At 60.0% G+C, this 19,360-nt stretch carries 18 protein-coding genes; 8 read left to right on the top strand and 10 right to left on the bottom strand.

The annotated features are described in order from the left end of the window. Positions 1-286: 286 nt before the first annotated feature. The gene (locus HU755_RS08250) at positions 287-1,741 is read left to right on the top strand and encodes a catalase (RefSeq protein ID WP_186631393.1); all 1,455 of its coding nucleotides are present in this window, start codon (positions 287-289) and stop codon (positions 1,739-1,741) included. Between the two features lie 149 nt (positions 1,742-1,890). After that, the gene (gene bfr / locus HU755_RS08245; protein WP_186631390.1) at positions 1,891-2,358 is read left to right on the top strand and encodes a bacterioferritin; all 468 of its coding nucleotides are present in this window, start codon (positions 1,891-1,893) and stop codon (positions 2,356-2,358) included. 65 nt (positions 2,359-2,423) lie between these two features. On the opposite strand, the gene uvrA is transcribed toward bfr, so the two are convergent. Further along, positions 2,424-5,258, bottom strand: coding sequence for an excinuclease ABC subunit UvrA (gene uvrA / locus HU755_RS08240; protein ID WP_186631387.1), 2,835 nt, complete (start codon positions 5,256-5,258; stop codon positions 2,424-2,426). 191 nt (positions 5,259-5,449) lie between these two features. On the opposite strand from uvrA, the gene HU755_RS08235 reads away from it, so the two are divergent. Together HU755_RS08235 and HU755_RS08230 are read left to right on the top strand one after the other, a co-directional pair. Continuing rightward, positions 5,450-6,847 (top strand): MFS transporter, encoded by a 1,398-nt coding sequence (locus HU755_RS08235; RefSeq protein ID WP_186546716.1) that lies wholly within the window; start codon positions 5,450-5,452, stop codon positions 6,845-6,847. Positions 6,848-6,856: 9 nt separating this feature from the next. Continuing rightward, on the top strand, positions 6,857-7,375 hold the full coding sequence (locus HU755_RS08230; protein WP_186546717.1) for a single-stranded DNA-binding protein: 519 nt from the start codon (positions 6,857-6,859) through the stop codon (positions 7,373-7,375). 163 nt (positions 7,376-7,538) lie between these two features. Here HU755_RS08230 and pip read toward each other — a convergent pair whose 3' ends face one another. After that, positions 7,539-8,519: a prolyl aminopeptidase gene (pip, locus tag HU755_RS08225; RefSeq protein ID WP_186546718.1), complete on the bottom strand. Its 981-nt coding sequence runs from the start codon at positions 8,517-8,519 to the stop codon at positions 7,539-7,541. Positions 8,520-8,636: 117 nt separating this feature from the next. Next, a complete protein-coding gene (locus HU755_RS08220; protein WP_186631384.1) occupies positions 8,637-9,311 on the bottom strand; it encodes an SOS response-associated peptidase family protein in 675 nt (224 codons plus the stop codon). A gap of 273 nt (positions 9,312-9,584) precedes the next feature. On the opposite strand from HU755_RS08220, the gene HU755_RS08215 reads away from it, so the two are divergent. Beyond that, entirely contained in the window at positions 9,585-10,589 is a 1,005-nt protein-coding gene (locus HU755_RS08215; protein WP_186631381.1) for an NAD(P)/FAD-dependent oxidoreductase, read from the top strand. Positions 10,590-10,688: 99 nt separating this feature from the next. Here the strand turns inward: HU755_RS08215 and HU755_RS08210 are convergent, their stop codons facing one another. From HU755_RS08210 to HU755_RS08180, 7 genes are all read right to left on the bottom strand, one after another. Next, positions 10,689-11,846 carry a glutathionylspermidine synthase family protein gene (locus tag HU755_RS08210; protein WP_186631378.1) on the bottom strand — a complete coding sequence of 386 codons (1,158 nt, stop codon included), beginning with the start codon at positions 11,844-11,846 and terminating at the stop codon, positions 10,689-10,691. Between the two features lies 1 nt (position 11,847). Further along, the gene (locus tag HU755_RS08205) at positions 11,848-12,534 is read right to left on the bottom strand and encodes a DUF1190 domain-containing protein (RefSeq protein ID WP_186631375.1); all 687 of its coding nucleotides are present in this window, start codon (positions 12,532-12,534) and stop codon (positions 11,848-11,850) included. Positions 12,535-12,551: 17 nt separating this feature from the next. Further along, on the bottom strand, positions 12,552-12,977 hold the full coding sequence (locus HU755_RS08200) for a DUF350 domain-containing protein (protein WP_186546723.1): 426 nt from the start codon (positions 12,975-12,977) through the stop codon (positions 12,552-12,554). 15 nt (positions 12,978-12,992) lie between these two features. After that, positions 12,993-13,643 (bottom strand): DUF2491 family protein, encoded by a 651-nt coding sequence (locus tag HU755_RS08195; RefSeq protein WP_186619547.1) that lies wholly within the window; start codon positions 13,641-13,643, stop codon positions 12,993-12,995. A gap of 195 nt (positions 13,644-13,838) precedes the next feature. Next, the gene (locus HU755_RS08190) at positions 13,839-14,537 is read right to left on the bottom strand and encodes a PspA/IM30 family protein (RefSeq protein ID WP_186546725.1); all 699 of its coding nucleotides are present in this window, start codon (positions 14,535-14,537) and stop codon (positions 13,839-13,841) included. A gap of 17 nt (positions 14,538-14,554) precedes the next feature. Further along, positions 14,555-15,223, bottom strand: a complete 669-nt coding sequence (locus HU755_RS08185) for a YjfI family protein (protein ID WP_186546726.1) — start codon at positions 15,221-15,223, stop codon at positions 14,555-14,557. Between the two features lie 143 nt (positions 15,224-15,366). Continuing rightward, entirely contained in the window at positions 15,367-15,921 is a 555-nt protein-coding gene (locus HU755_RS08180) for a cysteine hydrolase family protein (RefSeq protein ID WP_186619545.1), read from the bottom strand. Between the two features lie 101 nt (positions 15,922-16,022). Between HU755_RS08180 and HU755_RS08175 the strand changes: the two genes are divergently transcribed. From HU755_RS08175 to HU755_RS08165, 3 genes are all read left to right on the top strand, one after another. Further along, entirely contained in the window at positions 16,023-17,003 is a 981-nt protein-coding gene (locus HU755_RS08175; protein ID WP_186631372.1) for a GlxA family transcriptional regulator, read from the top strand. A gap of 302 nt (positions 17,004-17,305) precedes the next feature. Beyond that, the gene (locus HU755_RS08170) at positions 17,306-18,415 is read left to right on the top strand and encodes a DUF3182 family protein (protein WP_186631370.1); all 1,110 of its coding nucleotides are present in this window, start codon (positions 17,306-17,308) and stop codon (positions 18,413-18,415) included. After that, positions 18,405-19,163 (top strand): S9 family peptidase, encoded by a 759-nt coding sequence (locus HU755_RS08165; RefSeq protein WP_186631367.1) that lies wholly within the window; start codon positions 18,405-18,407, stop codon positions 19,161-19,163. The genes HU755_RS08170 and HU755_RS08165 overlap by 11 nt, the downstream gene beginning before the upstream one ends. Positions 19,164-19,360 lie beyond the last annotated feature (197 nt).

Raw genomic sequence — 19,360 nt, 5'->3', positions numbered from 1 at the left:
TTTCAGAAATACAAATGCCCCGACAAGTCGGGGCATTTGTATTTAACCGGGGCAGATTGCGTTTTCACACAGTCTGCTAGTGCCCGGTTTTTTGTGTCTGTAGGAAATGCGCGGTTCGTACAAGCTTCTGTCATTGTTCTGGCGTCACTATGTGCCGGGAAGCTTAATTAGAAATTATCTATCGATGTCCGCAAGTTAATGAATTTGTGGCCGTCGCGCTGATGATCGATACTCCCCCCAAGCCGATTAGCCGGCAGTTTCAAGACTGACAGAGGAAGAAGACCGCATGAGCCAGATCAAAACGCTTACGACCGCCAGTGGCGCACCTGTCGCTGATAACCAGAATTCTCGCTCCGCCGGCCCACGTGGCCCGCTGCTGCTCGACGACTTCCATCTGATCGAGAAGCTTGCCCACTTCAACCGTGAAAACATTCCCGAGCGTCGTGTCCACGCCAAGGGCTCGGGCGCTTATGGCACGTTCACCGTGACCCGTGACATCACCGAATACACCAGCGCCAAGTTGTTCGAAGCGGTAGGCAAGCAAACGCCGACCTTTCTGCGCTTCTCTACTGTGGGCGGCGAGCGCGGCTCGGCGGACACTGAGCGCGACCCACGCGGTTTTGCGCTGAAGTTCTACACCGAAGAAGGCAACTGGGACATCGTTGGCAACAACACCCCGGTGTTCTTCATCCGTGATCCGTTGAAGTTTCCTGACTTTATCCACACGCAAAAGCGCTTGCCGCAAAGCAACCTGAAAAGTGCGCAAATGATGTGGGATTTCTGGTCGCATTCCCCCGAAGCGCTGCACCAGGTCACGATTCTGTTCTCGGATCGCGGCATTCCGGATGGCTACCGCCACATGCACGGCTTTGGCAGTCACACCTACAGCCTGGTCAACGCTCGTGGTGAGCGCCACTGGGTGAAATGGCACTACAAGACCAAACAGGGCATCAAGAACCTCGCACCGGCAGACGCTGCACGTCTGGCAGGCACCGATCCGGATTACGCCCAGCGTGACCTGTTCGAGGCAATCGAGCGTGGCGATTTCCCAAAATGGCGCGTCTGCATCCAGATAATGACCGAAGCCCAGGCAGCGGCTCATTACGAAAACCCGTTCGACGTCACCAAGACCTGGTCGCAGAAAGAGTTTCCGCTGATGGAAGTGGGTGAGCTTGAGCTCAACCGCAATCCGCTGAACTACTTTGCAGAAGTCGAGCAAGCCGCGTTCGGCCCAAGCAACATGGTCCCAGGCGTGGGCCTTTCGCCGGACCGGATGCTGCAAGGGCGCGTATTCGCCTACGCCGATGCCCACCGCTATCGTGTCGGTACCAATCACCAGCAATTGCCGGTGAACGCCCCGCGCAGCCCGGTAAACACGTACCAGCGTGACGGTTCGATGGCCTTCGGCAGCAATGGCGGCGCAGCGCCAAATTACGAGCCGAACAGCTACATCGAGGCGCCGAAACAAGCGCCGCATTATGCCGAGCCTGCGCTGGCTTTGAGCGGTGCGGCTGATCGCTACGACCACCGCGAAGACACCGATTACTACAGCCATGCCGGCGCGTTGTTTCGGTTGATGAGCGACGAGCAGAAGGCCTTGTTGGTCAGCAACATCGCCGGTGCGATGGCGGGCGTTTCAAGCGACGTTGTCGACCGTCAGTTGCAGCATTTCTACAAAGCCGACCCGGCGTATGGAGAAGCAATCGCAACGCTGCTCAACGTACAGCTTAACGAAGTCTAAACGAGAAGCAGAACCGCCCTCATTTGGGCGGTTTTTGCGTTATTTAGCCCTGTTTTCTCAGAAAATCTTCGCTTTTATTGCGCCAGGCGAGTGACCTTCCGGTCAGCTTGGTTCAAACTACAGACTTTCAAGTAGGGAGATGTAGGGCGATGCAAGGCCACCCAGACGTAATCGATTACCTCAACACGTTGCTGACCGGCGAACTGGCCGCGCGTGATCAATATTTCGTTCATTCGCGGATGTATGAGGACTGGGGGTTCACCAAGCTCTACGAGCGAATCAACCACGAAATGGAAGAAGAAGCCGGTCACGCGGATGCGTTGATGCGCCGGATTCTGATGCTCGAAGGCACACCGCGCATGCGTCCGGATGATCTGGATGTCGGCACTACTGTGCCTTCGATGCTCGAAGCCGATCTGCGCCTCGAATACAAAGTCCGCGCGGCGCTGTGCAAAGGCATCGAACTCTGCGAGCAGCACCAAGACTACGTCAGCCGCGAGATCCTGCGGGTCCAGCTCAACGATACCGAAGAAGACCATACCTACTGGCTGGAAAAGCAGTTGGGTCTGATCAAGTTGATCGGTCTTGAGAACTACCTGCAATCCCACGCGTCCTGATTGCAACGGCTACAAAAAAGCCCCTGTCACGGTTGAAGTGACAGGGGCTTTTTCATGCCCGGCGTTTAAGCGCGGTCGCGGATCAGCAGTGGCTTGAGGTAGTGGCCAGTATGAGATTGCTTCATCTCGGCCACTTCCTCCGGTGTACCGGTTGCGATGATCTGACCGCCCTTGGAACCGCCTTCAGGACCGAGGTCCACCAGCCAGTCAGCGGTCTTGATCACGTCGAGGTTGTGTTCGATCACCACCACAGTGTTGCCGTGGTCGCGCAGGCGATGCAGGACGTCGAGCAATTGCTGGATGTCCGCGAAGTGCAGGCCGGTGGTCGGCTCGTCGAGGATGTACAGGGTCTTGCCGGTGTCACGCTTGGACAGCTCGCGCGACAGTTTGACCCGCTGCGCCTCACCACCGGACAAGGTTGTCGCCGACTGCCCGAGCTTGATGTACGACAGGCCGACATCCATCAAGGTTTGCAGCTTGCGCGCCAGCGCCGGCACCGCATCAAAAAATTCCCGGGCTTCCTCGATGGTCATTTCGAGGGTTTCGTGGATGCTCTTGCCCTTGTATTTGATCTCAAGGGTCTCGCGGTTGTAGCGCTTGCTCTTGCACACATCGCAAGGCACGTAGATGTCTGGCAGAAAGTGCATTTCCACCTTGATCAAGCCGTCGCCCTGGCACGCCTCGCAGCGACCGCCCTTGACGTTGAACGAGAAGCGCCCCGGGCCGTAGCCACGGGAGCGCGATTCGGGAACGCCAGCGAACAGTTCGCGGATGGGTGTGAACAGTCCGGTATAAGTCGCCGGGTTGGAGCGTGGAGTGCGACCGATCGGGCTCTGGTCGATATCGACGACCTTGTCCAGATGCTCCAGGCCCTTGATGCTGTCATGAGCCGCAGCTTCCAGCGTGGTCGCGCCATTGAGTGCCGTGGCGCTGAGCGGGAACAGCGTATTGTTGATCAGCGTTGACTTGCCCGAGCCGGATACGCCGGTGACGCAAGTCAGCAGACCAATCGGGATTTCCAGGTCGACGTTGCGCAGGTTGTTGCCGCGTGCGCCCTTGAGCGACAGCGTCAGCTTCTTGTTGCGCGGCGTGCGCTTGGCGGGCACTTCGATCTTGACCCGGCCCGACAGATATTTACCAGTCAGGGAGTCCGGGTGGGCCATGACTTCGGCCGGTGTGCCTTCGGCGACAATCTGGCCGCCGTGCACACCGGCGCCCGGGCCGATATCCACGACATAGTCGGCCAGACGGATCGCGTCTTCGTCATGCTCGACCACAATCACGGTGTTGCCGATGTCACGCAGATGCTTGAGCGTGGCCAGCAAACGGTCGTTGTCCCGTTGGTGCAAACCAATCGACGGTTCGTCGAGGATGTACAAGACCCCGACGAGGCCGGCACCGATCTGGCTGGCCAGACGAATCCGCTGCGCCTCGCCACCAGACAGCGTGTCGGCGCTGCGATCCAGCGACAGATAGTCCAGGCCCACGTTGACGAGGAACTGCAAGCGCTCGCGGATCTCCTTGAGAATCTTGTCGGCAATCTCGCCGCGTCGCCCGGTCATCTTCAGCGCGCCGAAGTATTCGCAGGCATCGCCGATAGGCAGATTGGTCACCGCCGGCAGGGTTTTCTCGCCCACCCACACATGCCGTGCTTCGCGACGCAGACGGGTGCCGCGGCAATCCGGGCAGGCCTGATGGCTGAGGAACTTGGCCAGCTCTTCGCGCACGCTCGCCGATTCGGTTTCGCGGTAGCGGCGTTCCAGATTCGGCACGATGCCTTCGAACGGGTGCGAGCGCTTGACGATATCGCCACGGTCGTTCAGGTATTTGAAGTTGACGTTCTGCGAACCGCTGCCGTGCAGAATGAATTTCTGCTGGTCGGCCGGCAGTTCGTTGAAGGGCTTTTCCAGGCTGAAACCGTAGTGCGAAGCCAGCGAGCCGAGCATCTGGAAGTAATAGACGTTACGCCTGTCCCAGCCGCGAATCGCGCCCTCGGCGAGGGTCAGGTCGCCGTTGACCAGTCGCTTGATATCAAAGAACTGTTTAACGCCCAGGCCATCGCAGGTCGGGCAGGCACCGGCAGGGTTGTTGAAGGAAAACAGCTTGGGTTCCAGCTCGCTGATCGCATGGCCGCAGACCGGGCAGGCGAAGCGCGCGGAGAAGATCATTTCTTCGCCCGGCTCGTCGTCCATCGGCGCGACCAGGGCAATGCCGTCGGCCAGCTTCAGCGCGGTTTCGAATGACTCCGCGAGGCGCTGCTGCAGGTCGGCGCGGACCTTGAAGCGGTCGACGATCACATCGATCGAATGCTTCTTCTGTTTATCCAGCTTCGGCAACTCGTCGAGCTCGCAGATCCGTCCATTGACCCGGGCGCGAACGAAGCCTTGCGCACGCAGCTCTTCGAAGACCGAGAGGTGTTCGCCCTTGCGCTCGCGGATCACCGGGGCCAGCAGCATCAGCTTGCTGCCTTCGGGCTGGGCCAGTACCAGATCGACCATTTGGCTGACGGTCTGCGCTTCCAGCGGGATATCGTGATCCGGGCAGCGTGGCGTACCGACGCGTGCATAGAGCAGGCGCAGGTAGTCGTAGATTTCGGTGATGGTGCCGACCGTGGACCGCGGGTTATGCGAGGTCGACTTCTGTTCGATGGAGATCGCCGGCGACAGGCCTTCGATGGTGTCGACGTCGGGTTTTTCCATCATCGACAGGAACTGGCGGGCGTAGGCCGACAGCGATTCGACATAGCGACGCTGACCTTCGGCATACAGCGTGTCGAACGCCAGGGACGACTTGCCGGATCCGGACAGGCCGGTGATGACGATCAGTTTGTCCCGTGGCAGGGTCAGGTCGATGTTCTTCAGGTTGTGGGTACGGGCCCCACGTATCAGGATCTTGTCCAAAGTGGCCTCGCTTGGCGGGCGTCGAAAACGTAGGAGTATACGGCCAAATACTGGATGGATGCACACTATCAAACAGCGGGTTTTTTGCACTGGATGAAGAGAGTTTCATCTATACGCGTCATAGCGTCGCGATCTACCCCGTCTTTCGATGGGACTGGTAGAATCGCCGCCGGTTCACACGAGGTTTTTCCATGCACGATCCCCACAGCGAACGCATGAGTGGCAGCGAGACCCGCGCGGCGAGCGGTCTGGCTCTGGTGTTCGCGTTCCGTATGCTTGGCATGTTCATGGTGTTGCCGGTGCTGGCGACTTATGGCATGGACCTGGCGGGAGCGACCCCGGCCCTGATCGGGTTGGCGATTGGCGCTTACGGCCTGACCCAGGCCATTTTCCAGATTCCGTTCGGGGTCATTTCCGATCGCATCGGCCGTCGGCCGGTGATTTACCTGGGGCTGATCGTGTTCGCTCTGGGCAGTGTGCTCGCGTCTCAAGCCGATTCGATCTGGGGCGTGATCGCCGGTCGGATCCTGCAAGGTGCCGGAGCGATTTCCGCGGCGGTCATGGCGCTCCTCTCAGACCTGACCCGCGAGCAGCATCGCACCAAAGCCATGGCCATGATCGGCATGACCATTGGCCTTTCGTTCGCCGTGGCCATGGTGGTCGGCCCCTTGTTGACGAGCGCGTTCGGGCTGTCCGGATTGTTCCTCGCCACCGGTGGGATGGCGCTGGTTGGCATCCTGATCATCATGTTCATGGTGCCGCGCTCCACCGGGCCATTGCAGCATCGTGAGTCCGGCGTGGCGCGACAGGCACTGATGCCGACGCTCAAGCACCCCGACCTGCTGCGGCTCGATCTGGGGATCTTTGTGTTACATGCGATGTTGATGTCGAGCTTCGTCGCCTTGCCCCTGGCGCTGGTGGAAAAAGCCGGTTTGCCCAAGGAGCAGCACTGGTGGGTCTATCTCACCGCACTGCTGATTTCTTTCTTCGCGATGATCCCGTTCATCATCTATGGCGAGAAGAAACGCAAAATGAAACGAGTTTTGCTCGGCGCCGTCATGACGCTGATGCTGACTGAGCTATTCTTCTGGCAGTTCGGCGACAGCTTGCGGGCTCTGGTGATCGGTACGGTGGTGTTCTTCACTGCGTTCAATCTGCTGGAAGCTTCATTGCCATCGCTGATCAGCAAGGTTTCACCGGCAGGTGGCAAGGGCACGGCCATGGGCGTGTATTCCACCAGCCAGTTCCTCGGTTCGGCACTTGGCGGGATACTCGGCGGCTGGTTGTTCCAGCACGGCGGTCTGTCGGTTGTGTTCCTCGGATGCGCCGCGCTGGCTGCACTTTGGCTGGCCTTTGCTGTTACCATGCGCGAACCTCCCTACGTGACGAGCCTGCGCTTGCCGTTGTCGCCCGAAGCGATCCGCGAAGCGGGTCTGGTCGAGCGCCTCAAGGCCCTGGTAGGGGTAACAGATGCAGTGATAGTCGCTGACGAAGCGGCTGTTTACATCAAACTGGACAAAGAATTAGTGGATCGCACCACCCTCGAACGCCTGGTGAACAACCCGGCCGGAGCTGCGTGCGACGCTTAGGAGAACGTTATGGCCCGTGGGGTTAACAAAGTCATATTGGTCGGCACTTGCGGCCAGGATCCCGAAGTTCGCTACCTGCCGAACGGTAACGCCGTGACCAACCTGAGTCTGGCCACCAGCGAACAATGGACCGACAAGCAAACCGGTCAGAAGGTCGAGAAGACCGAGTGGCATCGTGTGTCGATGTTCGGCAAGGTCGCCGAGATCGCCGGCGAATACCTGCGCAAGGGTTCGCAGGTTTACATCGAAGGCAAGCTGCAGACCCGCGAGTGGGAAAAAGACGGTATCAAGCGTTACACCACCGAAATCGTGGTCGACATGCAAGGCACCATGCAATTGCTCGGCGGTCGTCCACAACAGGGCGAGCAGCAAGGCGGCGGCAATAACTACCAGCAGCAGGCGCCACGTCAGCAGGCACCACGCCCGCAACAGTCGGCTCCACAGCAGCGTTCGGCGCCGGCCCCTCAGCAGGCTGCACCGCAACCGGCTGCGGATTTCGACAGCTTTGATGACGATATTCCGTTCTGATCCGCAGCTTTCAGAACCGTAGACATAAGAAGCGAAGCCATTCATTTGGCTTCGCTTTTTTATTGGCTTGCAGATACGTCCGCGTGTACGGCAGGTGACTGCACTCTGGAAATGTGATGTCGAGGACGAAGCCTTCGGCCAGCTCTGTTGCCATGCCTTCGCTTCAGCAGAACTTCCCCGATTCCTTGAACTGTTCGGTCGCCTCGATCAACGCACTGACAATCCCCGGCTCCGATGGCGAATGTCCGGCGTCGTTGATGATCTTCAGCACCGAGTCTGGCCAAGCCTTGTGCAAACGAAAAGCTGAATTGGGCGTGGCGATCATGTCGTGCCCACCCTGGATAATTTTGCACGGGAGATGTTTGATTGCCTCAAGGTTGTTTATCAGTTGGTCTTCCTCAAGAAACAGACGGTTTTTGAAGTACCAGACATCAAGACGTCCCAGACCGGTACTGGTTTGTTCATCGGCGGCCTGGTCTTCGACGCCGTCGGGATCGTGGCGCAACAATGAGCAACTGGCCGAGTAGCGGACCCAGCCGCGAATGGCTTCGCCGCTCAATTTCTCGTCGTCGCCTGTCATCCGCTCGAGATAGGCCTGTAGCAAATCTTGCCGCTCTTCCTCGGGGATGAAGTTCACGAAATCCTCATGGGCACGCGGAAAAAACCGACGCATGCCGTGGATGAACCAGTCGATCTCGTCTTCGGTGCCAAGGAACACGCCGCGCAAGATGAAACCCAGGCAGCGCTGCGGATGGGTCTCGCCGTAGGCCAGCGCGAGGGTAGTGCCCCATGAGCCTCCGGTTATCAGCCAGTTTTCGATGTTCAGATGTTCGCGCAGTTTTTCCAGATCGTCGACCAGCGCCTGCGTCGTGTTGTTTCGCAGCTCGCCCAGGGGCGTCGAACGAAGGGCGCCGCGTTGATCGAACAGCACGATGCGGTAGTAATCCGGATCCCAGAACTGACGCTTGCCCGGCGGAGCCCCTTCGCCGGGGCCACCGTGCAAGTACACGACGGGAACACCGTCAGGGTTGCCGCTTTCTTCCCAATAGAGGGTATGGATTTCATCGACTTCCAGCGTACCGCTGCGTCGCGGTTCTTCGATTGCAGGGAACAGGCTGTAGGTGACTTCACGAGGGGCTTGCATGTTTCATCCTCACGAATCGCAACGGCGGGGTGCCTGAGCGTTTGCGGATTGATGGAGGGTCGCTCGACGTGGCCTTGTGAGGTCGCGAGCGGCCCTGGATAAAGAACATGTTCGTGCTCATCGCCCGCGCAGGCTGCGCGGCGAGGCCAGGACATGCTCCAACTGCGGTTCTGCCAGTGCCATGTGCATGGCCAGCTCCTGCGCCTGCTCCCATTGCAGATCGGGACGTAGCCACACCCGTGCGTCCTCGGCAGTAAATGCCAGCAGGCGTTGCTGCTTGGTGGCGCTGTCATCATGGGTGACCAGGGTGAGTCCGTCACAACCATTGAATTGTTCACTGGCCTGCGCCAGCGCCGCGAGAAAAATCGGTGCGCTCTGGCGCGAGGTGGTGTAGCTGAGGCGGTGGTTGTTTTTCGATTGCTCGGGTTCGCAGGCTTCATACCAGCCGTCGACAGCGATGAGCATGCGCCCGTCGCGCTTGACCCGGTCGAACACCTTCGAACGCATCACCAGATGCAGAGGCAGGTGAGTCATCGGCGGCATTGTTCCCATCGACCAGAAAGGCTTCCACCCCCAGCGAACCTTGATGCATTCCAGAACCCCGTTGCGGCTGCGTATGGCATCGACCTGCATGTTCGGCTTGATCACGTGTTGGCTGTCCTGCGGTTCGCAGGTTCGGTGCAGGCTGCTGTCCGCCACCGCAATTGCACTCCCGATACTTTGATTCTGCGTTGCGGCAAGCAGCGCTTCGAACCCCTCGGCGACATCATGTTGAACAATGTACTCACACATCGCGAAAACTCCTGGCAGTGGCACTTCAAAGGATCCGCCGCGTCGCGTCTTATCAGTTTTTACGGATTGAATGCGGCGGGTCATGTAAATGCGAGCCATGGCGTTGCGACGTGGTTCGAAACTGCTTCGCCTGAGCAGACGAGCGGAAAAAAAGCTGCATTTCATCGACTTACGTTACCGCTCATCGGACGTTGCCGTTTGCGAACGGAGGTGATCGCGCGATCTGTCTGTCGTCAGTCAAGCGGGGTCAGAAAACATTCAGGAGGGCAGGCCATGTCAGTTAATCCAGACGAATATCGCAAGGTTTTTGATCGCCCCGAATCAGCCTCTGCCAAGGCCGATCATGTCGACGTCGATTGCCTGGTTGTTGGTGCCGGCCCCGCAGGGCTGACCACGGCGGTTTATCTGAGCCGCTTCCACCGGCGAGTCGTGGTTGCCGACGGCGGGCAAAGTCGTGCGAGCCTGATTCCGCTTTCGCACAATTACCCCGGCTTCCCGCCAGGTATATCGGGTCACGACTTGCTCCGCCGATTGCGCGAGCAGGCGGTGTCTTACGGTGCGACGATTGAAGCCGGGCGCGTGGAAAGTCTGCTCAAGAACCGCACCGGTTTCGTTGCGCAACTCAACGGCCGAACGCTGAGCGCGCGCCGCGTGGTGCTGGCAACGGGAATCGTCGATACCCTGCCGCAAATGGATCGCCCTTACGACGGCATCGCACAGTCGGTCATTCGGCTATGCGCCATATGCGACGGCTACGAAATCAACGGTGACAACGTCGCGGTGTATGGCGAAGCACACTGCGCGATTAATCACGGACTGTTTTTGCGCAACTTCACTGACCGCGTAACGGTGCTGGTCGAGGGTGATAACCCAGCGTGTGAGGAGGCAGTCGCGGCAGCGCGGCACGCCGGGATACGCCTGATCGATGGCCGGGTCGTGGGCATCGAAGTGAGCGATGGCAAAGTTCTCGTGACGGTGGGCAAGGGCGAAGCCTTTTGCTTCGATATCGTCTATCCGTCGCTCGGCTCGCAATACCGCTCGGAGCTGGCGGTGCAACTGGGTGCGCGGGTCGACGAGGAGGGCGCTGTGCGCGTTGACAGCCACCAACGCACATCGATCGACGGGCTTTACGCGGTCGGGGATGTCGTCGACTCGCTCAAGCAAATCAGCGTCGCTACAGGCCAGGCGGCAGTTTGCGCAACGGCGGTGCATAACAGCCTGCAAGTGCGTTTGTGGGATCGTGCACAGGATGAACGAACCGCTCAGGGTACCGCTTGAGTGTGGGCGCTGGCTTGCCAGCGATGGCCCGGATCAATCAACCAATGAGGCGACCGAGGTCCGTCATCGCCGCCAAGCCGACACTGGGATATAAGTGCTTCAGTCGAGTATCAGGTGCGGTAAGAACCGGCTGGAATCCTTGGTGATCAGACTGTTGTCCTCGCGCACGCCAATCCCCGCCGCCTGATCGCCAATCACCCAGGAGCCGATCAGCGTGTAGCTGTCGCCAAACTTCGGCAACGGCGCGAACTCTTGCAGGATGAACGGCGCATCGGTGTAAGGTCCGTCCTCTTTTACGATCAGACCGTCCGCTGTTTGCAGTTCGATGTTCGCGCCTTCCCGGGAAAAGTACGGCTTGCGCACCCAGCCCCTTGGCACGGCGCCGGCCGGATTCGGATCGAGGTGCGCGGCGAGCAGGTTCGGATGGCCCTTGTGCAGTTCCCACAGCAGCGGCAACGCACCTTTGTTCGACAGGATCGCCTTCCACGCCGGCTCGAAAAACTGCGTATCGCACTCGGCAATCGCCGCGCCAAACGGTTCGTGGAAGATGAATTCCCAGGCGTGCAGCTTGAACAGGTGCGGGATCCAGCGATCCTGCAGGTCGACAAAACGACCTTCAGCCGTCAGGCCGATGTCCTCGATATCGATGTGCCGCGATTCGATGCCGACCTTTTCTGCGATCAGCCGCAGGTAGTCGGTGGTGCCTTTGTCCTCGACCGAGTCTTTCATTGATGCGAAGTAGAACGGCCGCTTCAATTGCAACTCGGCAAAGGCTTGATGCAGCCGGGTGTCGATGCTGTTGAACTGGTCGGCATGGCGCGGCAGGGTACCGCGTTCGATGCATTGTTCCAGCCAGCCCCACTGGAACGCCGCCGCTTCGTAGAGGCTGGTCGGCGTGTCGTAGTTGAGCTCCAGCAGTTTCGCCGGGCCGCTGCCGTTGTAGGAGAAGTCCATGCGACCGTACAGATGCGGATGACCTTCACGCCAGGACGTGCGGATCATGTCGTAGTACGCCGCCGGGATGCTCAGGCGATCCAGCAACTCTTCGCTGTTCACTACGCGCTCGACCAGGTCCATGCACATCTCATGCAGTTCGGTGGTCGGATCTTCGAGATCGTTTTCGATCTGCGCGAGGCTGAACTGGTAGTAGGCGCTTTCGTCCCAATAGGGTTCGTCGTCGATGGTGTGGAACATGAAACCGAGGCTTTCGGCGGTGTGTTTCCAGTCGGGGCGCTCGGCGCAATGGATCTTTTTCATGTCAGCTGCTCGAGCGCCCGGAGCTGCTGCCCCAGCCACCCCAACCGCTGCGCGCGCTGGACTGGCTGCCGAAGCCGCCGCGCGAAGTCGATGAAGCCACGTTCACCGGTTTGCTTTTGCTGCTCTCGTAATCCACCTGACTGCGCGTCGTCGTTTCGGCTCTGCGGTATTGCGTCGAAGTGTTGTACGGCTGGCGCGTTTCACGGTCGCGGTAGACGGTGCGGTTGGCGTTGTTGCTCATCGCGTTGCCGATCAGCCAACCGGTGAGCCAGCCGTTGCCGCCGCCAGTGGCAACCTGCGACGTGTTCGCACCCTGCACTGATGCGGCGTCACCCGCCGGCATCTGCGCATCGGCGATGGCGTCGAGATTCTGCGGCGCGTCACCGCTCTGCGGCACTTTGAAACCGCCGAGTTTCGGCACGAAACGGCCATCGGAATTTTTCTGACACCAGCCAGCGGCAAAGTCTGCGTCGCACTTGGCCTTGTCGGTGTAGGCCGGGGCGATGCGCCGGTGTTCGGTCAGAGCGGCGACGTAGGCGTTGGAGCAGACATCGGCGGCCAGTTCGGCATCGACGCATTGTTCGACGCTCTGGAAACTGCGCGGCTGATCCACCGCCGCGGCTTCACCGGAAATGGCCATCGCCACCGACGCGGCGAGGGACAATTGCACGTATTTGCTGCGTTTCATCGAAGGCGTCCTGCCGATCAGTTGGAGGGGGTCATGCACGCGGCATTGAGCATGCCGACGCTGATCGCCACGGCGGCCACGTAAATGCCGGCGGCGACTTCGCCATTGGCGATGCGCTGGGACGTGCCCTTGAGCACCAGCCCCGTAGCGACGAACGCCAGCAATTGCACGACCGCCGCTATGACTGCCCAGAGTACAAAGTCGAGCACGTTGACCGAGTAGGCAATCACGTTGCTCGCCGGAATGGCGAAGCCGATGATCGCTCCGGACAGGGCAATAGCGGCCGCGGTATTGCCAGCGCGGATCAGCTCGAATTCCTTGTGCGCGGTGATGCGCGTATAGACGAATTGAAACAGCATGAACAGCAAAACGGCGCCGATCAGGTAGACGACAAAACCGACCAGTGCGGTTTTGTTCAGGGAAACGGCCAGCACTTCCAGCATGAAAAACTTCCTTTTTTAAATGGCGCTCAAATCAGTCGTGTACAGCGAGATGCCCAGCGAGGTACTCAGGCTGACGGTGCCTTCTTCGTCCTGTTCGACGGAAAACAGCAGCAGTTCGCGGCGATCGGTCAGGCCGGTGTCGCGGGCATAGAGTATCGAGTGGTGTTTGATGGTGTAGGACTCGTCCGGGTTGGCCACGTGTTCGGTCATCGGCACCAGTTCGGTCTGGCCCTGTTCGGTGCCCCACTCGCGAGTGTATTCGACACCGTCGTGGGTATAGCCCGGCAGACCGATCAGGCTGTTCGGGCCGGCCAGACGCTGGAGTTCGGCGTCACTGTTGACCGTCACGTAGCTGAGGTAATTGAAGAGGGTGACCGACTCGATCTGGTCTTCACCAGTGACGTGGATCTGCACCCAGAAATCCTCGTCGTTCATGTAATAGCGGTGCAGTTTGTTGGACTGGCCGAGATCGACCCAACCGGCGCTCCACACCGCTTGATCGAACGGCACCCGCACCGAGGTCGAGCCTTCCAGCAACAGCGCCAGGGTCGTGTCGAACCGTACGCCTTTGCCTTGCGCCATGCCCAGCGGGCCACTGGCAGTGGTGGTCGTTGGCGCAGCGGTCTGCCAGGTGCTGGTGCCCAGCAAGTCTTTAAACCATCCCATGGGTACGTTCCTTGAAGCGGGTGGAGGTGTTCGGTGTAAAAAAGTGGCGCTAGTGTACCGGTCGCAGCGGTGTACGACACGCCGCAAACCCTGTCGGAGCGGGCTTGCTCGCGAATGCGTTGTGTCAGGCAGTAGAAATTTGACTGACAGTACGCATTCGCGAGCAAGCCCGCTCCCACAGTTACGATTGCGGAGTTAGTGCGTGGACTTCTGCTTCAGCCGCTCAAGAATCGCATTGGCGCTGCCTTCGTTCGGCGTGATGCCGGCGTCGCGCAGTTTGCGTTCCAGGTCGTTGCCGGTGGAGGCGTCTGCCAGTTCGTCCGCCGCGCTGAGTTCGGCCGCGCGTTGCTGCTGTTTGGCTTGCAGACGGTTCAGCGTGCCGACGGCGGTTTCCAGTTTGCCGTTGGCGCCGCCGCTGGCAATCGAAGCGCTGACCTGCGCCTTCTGCACGCTGTCGCGGGCCTTGGCCATGTCCACTTGCTGGCGCAGGCTTTTGATTCGCGACTCGGCCTTGCTGATGTCTTTGCGCATGTTCTCGGCGTAGGCGCCGAACTCATCGCTGAGCTTCTTCTCGGCATCCAGGTCGTTGGTCAGGGTCGAAATCGCTTCGGCCACTTCCAGGGCCAGATCTTCGCGGCCGGCGTTCAGCGCGGCAACGGCCTTGGCTTCGAGGTCCTTGATCTTGGCGTCGTATTCGCTGACGCGGTCGGCGGCCAGTTTGTGCTTGGCCATGATAGTGACCAGTTCGCGACGAGCGTTGGATAGCGCGCTGTCGGCGTCGCGGATTTCCTGATCGAGGATGCGCAGGGCCTGCTGGTCGGCGATGGCTTCGCCGACTTCATTGGCGCCGCCGCGCAACGCGGTGAACAACTTGCTCCAGATGGACTGAGTCATTGGATATTCCCTGTTGATTACTTGAAGAAGTGTTCGAAGGCTTCGCTGGCGCGCTGCACATTGTCGACCAGGGTTTTCACCTCGGTGACGATGTTGGTCAGGCTCGAATCGGCGCTGAGGGCGCCGAACATGTTGTAAACGGTCTGGCCGTTGGGCATCGACTCGATACCGATCGACGACAGCGGGAACATTTCGCGGCTGCGCAGTACGGCATCGTTGAAGGCGTGCACATCGCTGATCGAATCGATGTCCACCAGCACGGTGTCGACAATGATCTGTTGGCCGGCGAGGGCGATGTGAATCGGCAGGCCGCCGAATTCATTCATCTCCAGCTTGATGCTCGGTTCGGAGCTCTGGATCAGGGACAGCGAAATCTCTTGGGAAACCACCTCGTCCAGGGCCTTGAGGGCATTGAAGAGGCTGTCGATGGTCCAGTTGTTGCCTGCGCTCATGTAATTCTCCGACATGAAAGAGCCAGCCAGAATCGGTTGGCGTAGCTGTTGCTCCATTTGCTTGAGCAAGCTTCGGTTTTCCGGAAGCACCCAAGTTTCGTGTTTGACATAACCGGCGGCGGCCAAGCCTGCGCGCATCTGCTTCATGTAGAAGCTCGACGGTTTTTTCGCGGACGCCTTGGCTCGCTCGCCCTTGGGGCTTGCGGCGGCAGTCGTCGTAGAGCGGCTTTTCATGGCTATGACCCGGTTATGAACATCTCACGCGTGGGCCACACTACAACCAATGCAAAGTGCCATCAATGACTCACGCGTGAGATTTTCATGACAGACGCAAAAAGGCCCGCAACGCGGCGGGCCAGTGGGTTTTGCAGTTGTTGCTAGGCGTTGCTGCGCAGGAACTCGTCGGTCGACACCACGCTGGCGTAGGCGAAACCCAGTGCCGACATAAATGCTGCGTGCACCTGTGCGGCCGGCACGGTCAGGCCATTGAATTGCAGATCCCGGCTGGCGCAGGCATCGTGAATCACCGTCACGCCATAGCCCATGTCTGCCGCCGCGCGAGTGATGCCATCGATGCACATATGGCTCATGCTGCCGATCACCACCAGATCCGTGATGCCTTGTTCGTCGAGAACCGATTTCAGTTCGGTTTCACGGAACGAGTTGACGAAGTGCTTGAGCACCACAGGCTCGCCAGCCTGATTGAGCACTTTGGGATGCAGTTTGGCGCCCTCGGAGCCCGGGGTGAAAAACGGCGCATCTTCGGAGGTGAATTCGTGGCGAATGTGCACCACCGAATCCCCCGCTTCGCGAAAGGCCGCGATCAGCCGCGCGGCGTTATCGGCAGCAGCGTCGGCGCCGACCAGCGGCCACTTGCCTTGGGGGAAGTAGTCGTTCTGGATATCGACTACGATGAGCGCTTGCTTGGCCATGGGAGTGTCCTCGGGGTTGTGATGGGGTGTGGCTTCAGTATTGGCGCTGGCCGACGATTCGAGGATTGGCCGCACCGACAATAGACAGGGGAAAACTGACAATGCCTGCAGAAAAAGCCGCCACGGCTGAATTGGGCGTGCTGATTTATCCCGGCGCGCAACTGGCGGCGGTGCACGGGTTGACCGATCTGTTCGCCGTGGCCAACCGCATCGCCGGCGAATATGCGGCGGTGCAATTGCCCGTGCTGCGGGTCAGTCACTGGCAGGTTGAAGGCGAGCAAGTGCCGACGCCGGTGTATGACAGCCACCCGGGCAGCGAAAACGCTTTGCTGGCCGTACTGATTCCACCGTCGCTCGGCGGTTTCAGCGCGGCGCAGATGCCTGCCAGTCTGAAGCAATGGCTGCGCGAGCAGCATGCCCGCGGCGCGACGCTGGGCGGTGTGTGCGTGGGGTCGCTGATGCTTGCCGAAAGCGGCTTGCTCGATGGCCGTAGCGCCACCACCCACTGGACCTCGGCCGAGGCGTTTGCCGAGCGTTACCCGCTGATTAAACTCAAGGCGGATACGCCGATTGTCGACGACGGCGACCTGATCACCACGGCCGGTCTGATGGCTTGGTCCGAGTTGGGATTGCGTCTGGTCGATCGCTTGCTCGGCCCGAGCATCGCCACCGCGACCGCGCGATTTCTGGTGATGGAACACAGCGACAGCGCCAGCGAATGTGGCAGCAATTTTGCGCCGATCCTCAGCCACGGCGACGCGGCGATTCTAAAGGTCCAGCACTGGCTGCAAAGCACCGGCGCGACGGAGGTCTCGCTGACGGCAATGGCTGAGCGAGCGGGGCTGGAAGAGCGTACTTTTCTCAGGCGTTTTCGCGCCGCGACCGGTTTGAAACCGACCGAGTACTGCCAGCACCTGCGGGTGGGCAAGGCGCGGGAAATGCTCGAGTTCACCAACGGCACCATCGATCACATCGCCTGGACGGTGGGCTATCAGGACCCGGGCGCGTTTCGCACGATCTTCAAGAAAATTACCGGGCTGGCGCCGAGTGATTATCGCGCACGGTTCGGCCTGACACGGTAGCTCAAGCAACGATATTCCACTGTAAGAGTGAGCCTGCTCGCGATAGCGGTGTTTCAGTTGCCAGTTGAGTTGAATGACACACCGCTATCGCGAGCAGGCTCACTCCTGCAAGGGGAGCGGTGTGTCGCGTGTAATCGTGCAATTTGCCGGACTTTCGCGCGCCGTCGTGCAGTTTGAAACAGGCGCGGTGCCAGCACCGTTTCGCCAACCGCCCGGTTACCGGGCGTTTTCTGCGGATCAGCCATTGGCCTGATCTCTGCACTTTTCCTTGCTGAACCCACGAACCGATGCAAGGGGAACGCATGACCCCGACACTCAGTAGCAAAATCGTCGTCGCGCACTCGCTGCGTGCCGACGCGCCGCAACATGAAGTCCAGACCAACAAGGCCCTGGCCCGCTGGCTGGCGCAGATTCTCGGCTGCACATTCGGCGGCAGCTACGATCCCGAAAAGCATCAGGGGCGCGATGTGTATTGGCTGCCGACACAGACCGTCGTCGGTGCGGCCAATGCGCAAGCGCTGGGGATCAAAGGTCCCGATGATCTGTGGGGCGGTTACGTCGAATACGATTTCATCTGCACCAAAGCCATCAGCCACGGTTTACGCAGCCATCTGGCCCGGGCGCCGCAGGGCTGGTCGCCGCTGTTCTCCGAGCGCGTGCGCAACGTGGTGCTCGACGGCCTCAGCGTATTTGCGCTGGAGGATGCGCGGCCGGCCGCCGAGCATTTGCTGTACGCCGGGCCGATCCGCTTGAAGCCGATTCACGCCTGTGCCGGCCGAGGCCAGGAAGTGATCAAAAGCCTCGACGCGTTCGACGAAATCCTCGCCCGCCCCGAGGCGCCAAAGATTTTCAGCGAAGGCGTGGTGCTGGAGCAGGACCTGAGCAACGTCGTCACCCACAGCGTTGGTCAGTCATTCATTGGCGGCAGAGTGCTGAGCTACTGCGGTGACCAGTACCTGACCGAAGACGGTCAGGGCGAAGAGGTCTACGGCGGCTCGAACCTGCTGGTGGTGCAGGGCGGTTATGACGCGTTGCTGGCGCTGGATCTGCCCGACGATGTGCGTCTGGCGATCGAACAGGCCCAGGTGTTCGACAACGCCGCCGATGAAGCCTACCCACGATTCTTCGCCTCGCGGCGCAATTACGACATCGCTCAAGGCCTGGATGCCAGTGGCAACAGGCGCAGCGGGGTGCTTGAACAATCGTGGCGCATGGGCGGGGCCAGCAGCGCGGAAATTGCCGCGCTGCAAGCTTTCGTCAACGATCCAGGGATACGCGCTATCCGCGTGTCGTCCGTGGAAACCTACATCGATCAGACGCTGCCGGCGGACGCCATCGAGGTCTACCGAGGCCCGGCCGAAAACAGCGCCTTTCTTCTCAAATACGTAACGGTCAAACCCTATGACGGCTAGAAGCGAAAGCATTCAAATCGACATTGATGATGAACAGATGAGCGGGACGTTTCTCAGTCCCAAATCGAAGGTGCCGGGGGTGTTGTTTGTCCACGGTTGGGGCGGCAGTCAGGAGCGCGACCTTGAGCGTGCCAAAGGTATCGCCGGTCTGGGCTGCGTGTGTCTGACGTTCGACCTGCGCGGGCATACCGGCGGCACCGGCATCCCGCTGAGCCGCGTCACCCGTGAGGACAACCTGCGCGACCTGCTGGCGGCCTACGACCGCCTGCTGGCGCATCCGGCGCTCGACACCTCGGCGATTGCCGTGGTGGGCACCAGTTACGGTGGCTATCTGGCCTCGATCCTCACGTCCTTGCGGCCGGTGCGCTGGCTGGCGCTGCGAGTGCCGGCGTTGTATCGCGACGAACAATGGCACACGCCCAAGCGCGATCTGGACAAGGCGGATTTACGTGACTATCGCGGCACACTGGTGCCCGCCGACAGCAACCGTGCGCTGCATGCTTGTTCGCACTTCACCGGGGATGTGTTGTTGGTGGAATCGGAAACCGACGATTTCGTGCCGCACGCGACGATCATGAGTTACCGCGCCGCGTGTCAGCAGACGCACTCGCTGACGCACCGGATTATCGACGGCGCCGACCATGCGTTGAGCGATCCGGTGTCGCAGCAGGCCTATACCTCGATTCTGGTGGACTGGATTACCGAAATGGTGGTGGGTGAGCGGTTGAGCATTATTCAATCCAGATAATGGGTTGTTTCCTCGGGCCTCTTCGCGAGCAGGCTCGCTCCCACAGGTAGAACTCATTCCAAATAGGGGTGCGGGTGGGGCGGGGAAGGGTTGAGCATTACTCAGGCCTGGTGATTTCCGGGGCTTTTGAGGACGCTATCGCGAGCAGGCTCACTCCTACATTTGGAATGCGTTCCCCTTGTAGGAGTGAGCCTGCT

Origin of the sequence: Pseudomonas sp. SWRI111 (assembly GCF_014268555.1) — a bacterium.
GTDB lineage: Bacteria > Pseudomonadota > Gammaproteobacteria > Pseudomonadales > Pseudomonadaceae > Aquipseudomonas > Aquipseudomonas hamedanensis.
Note: the sequence above shows the minus strand (reverse complement) of the source record. Positions and strands in the feature narration are given on the sequence as shown.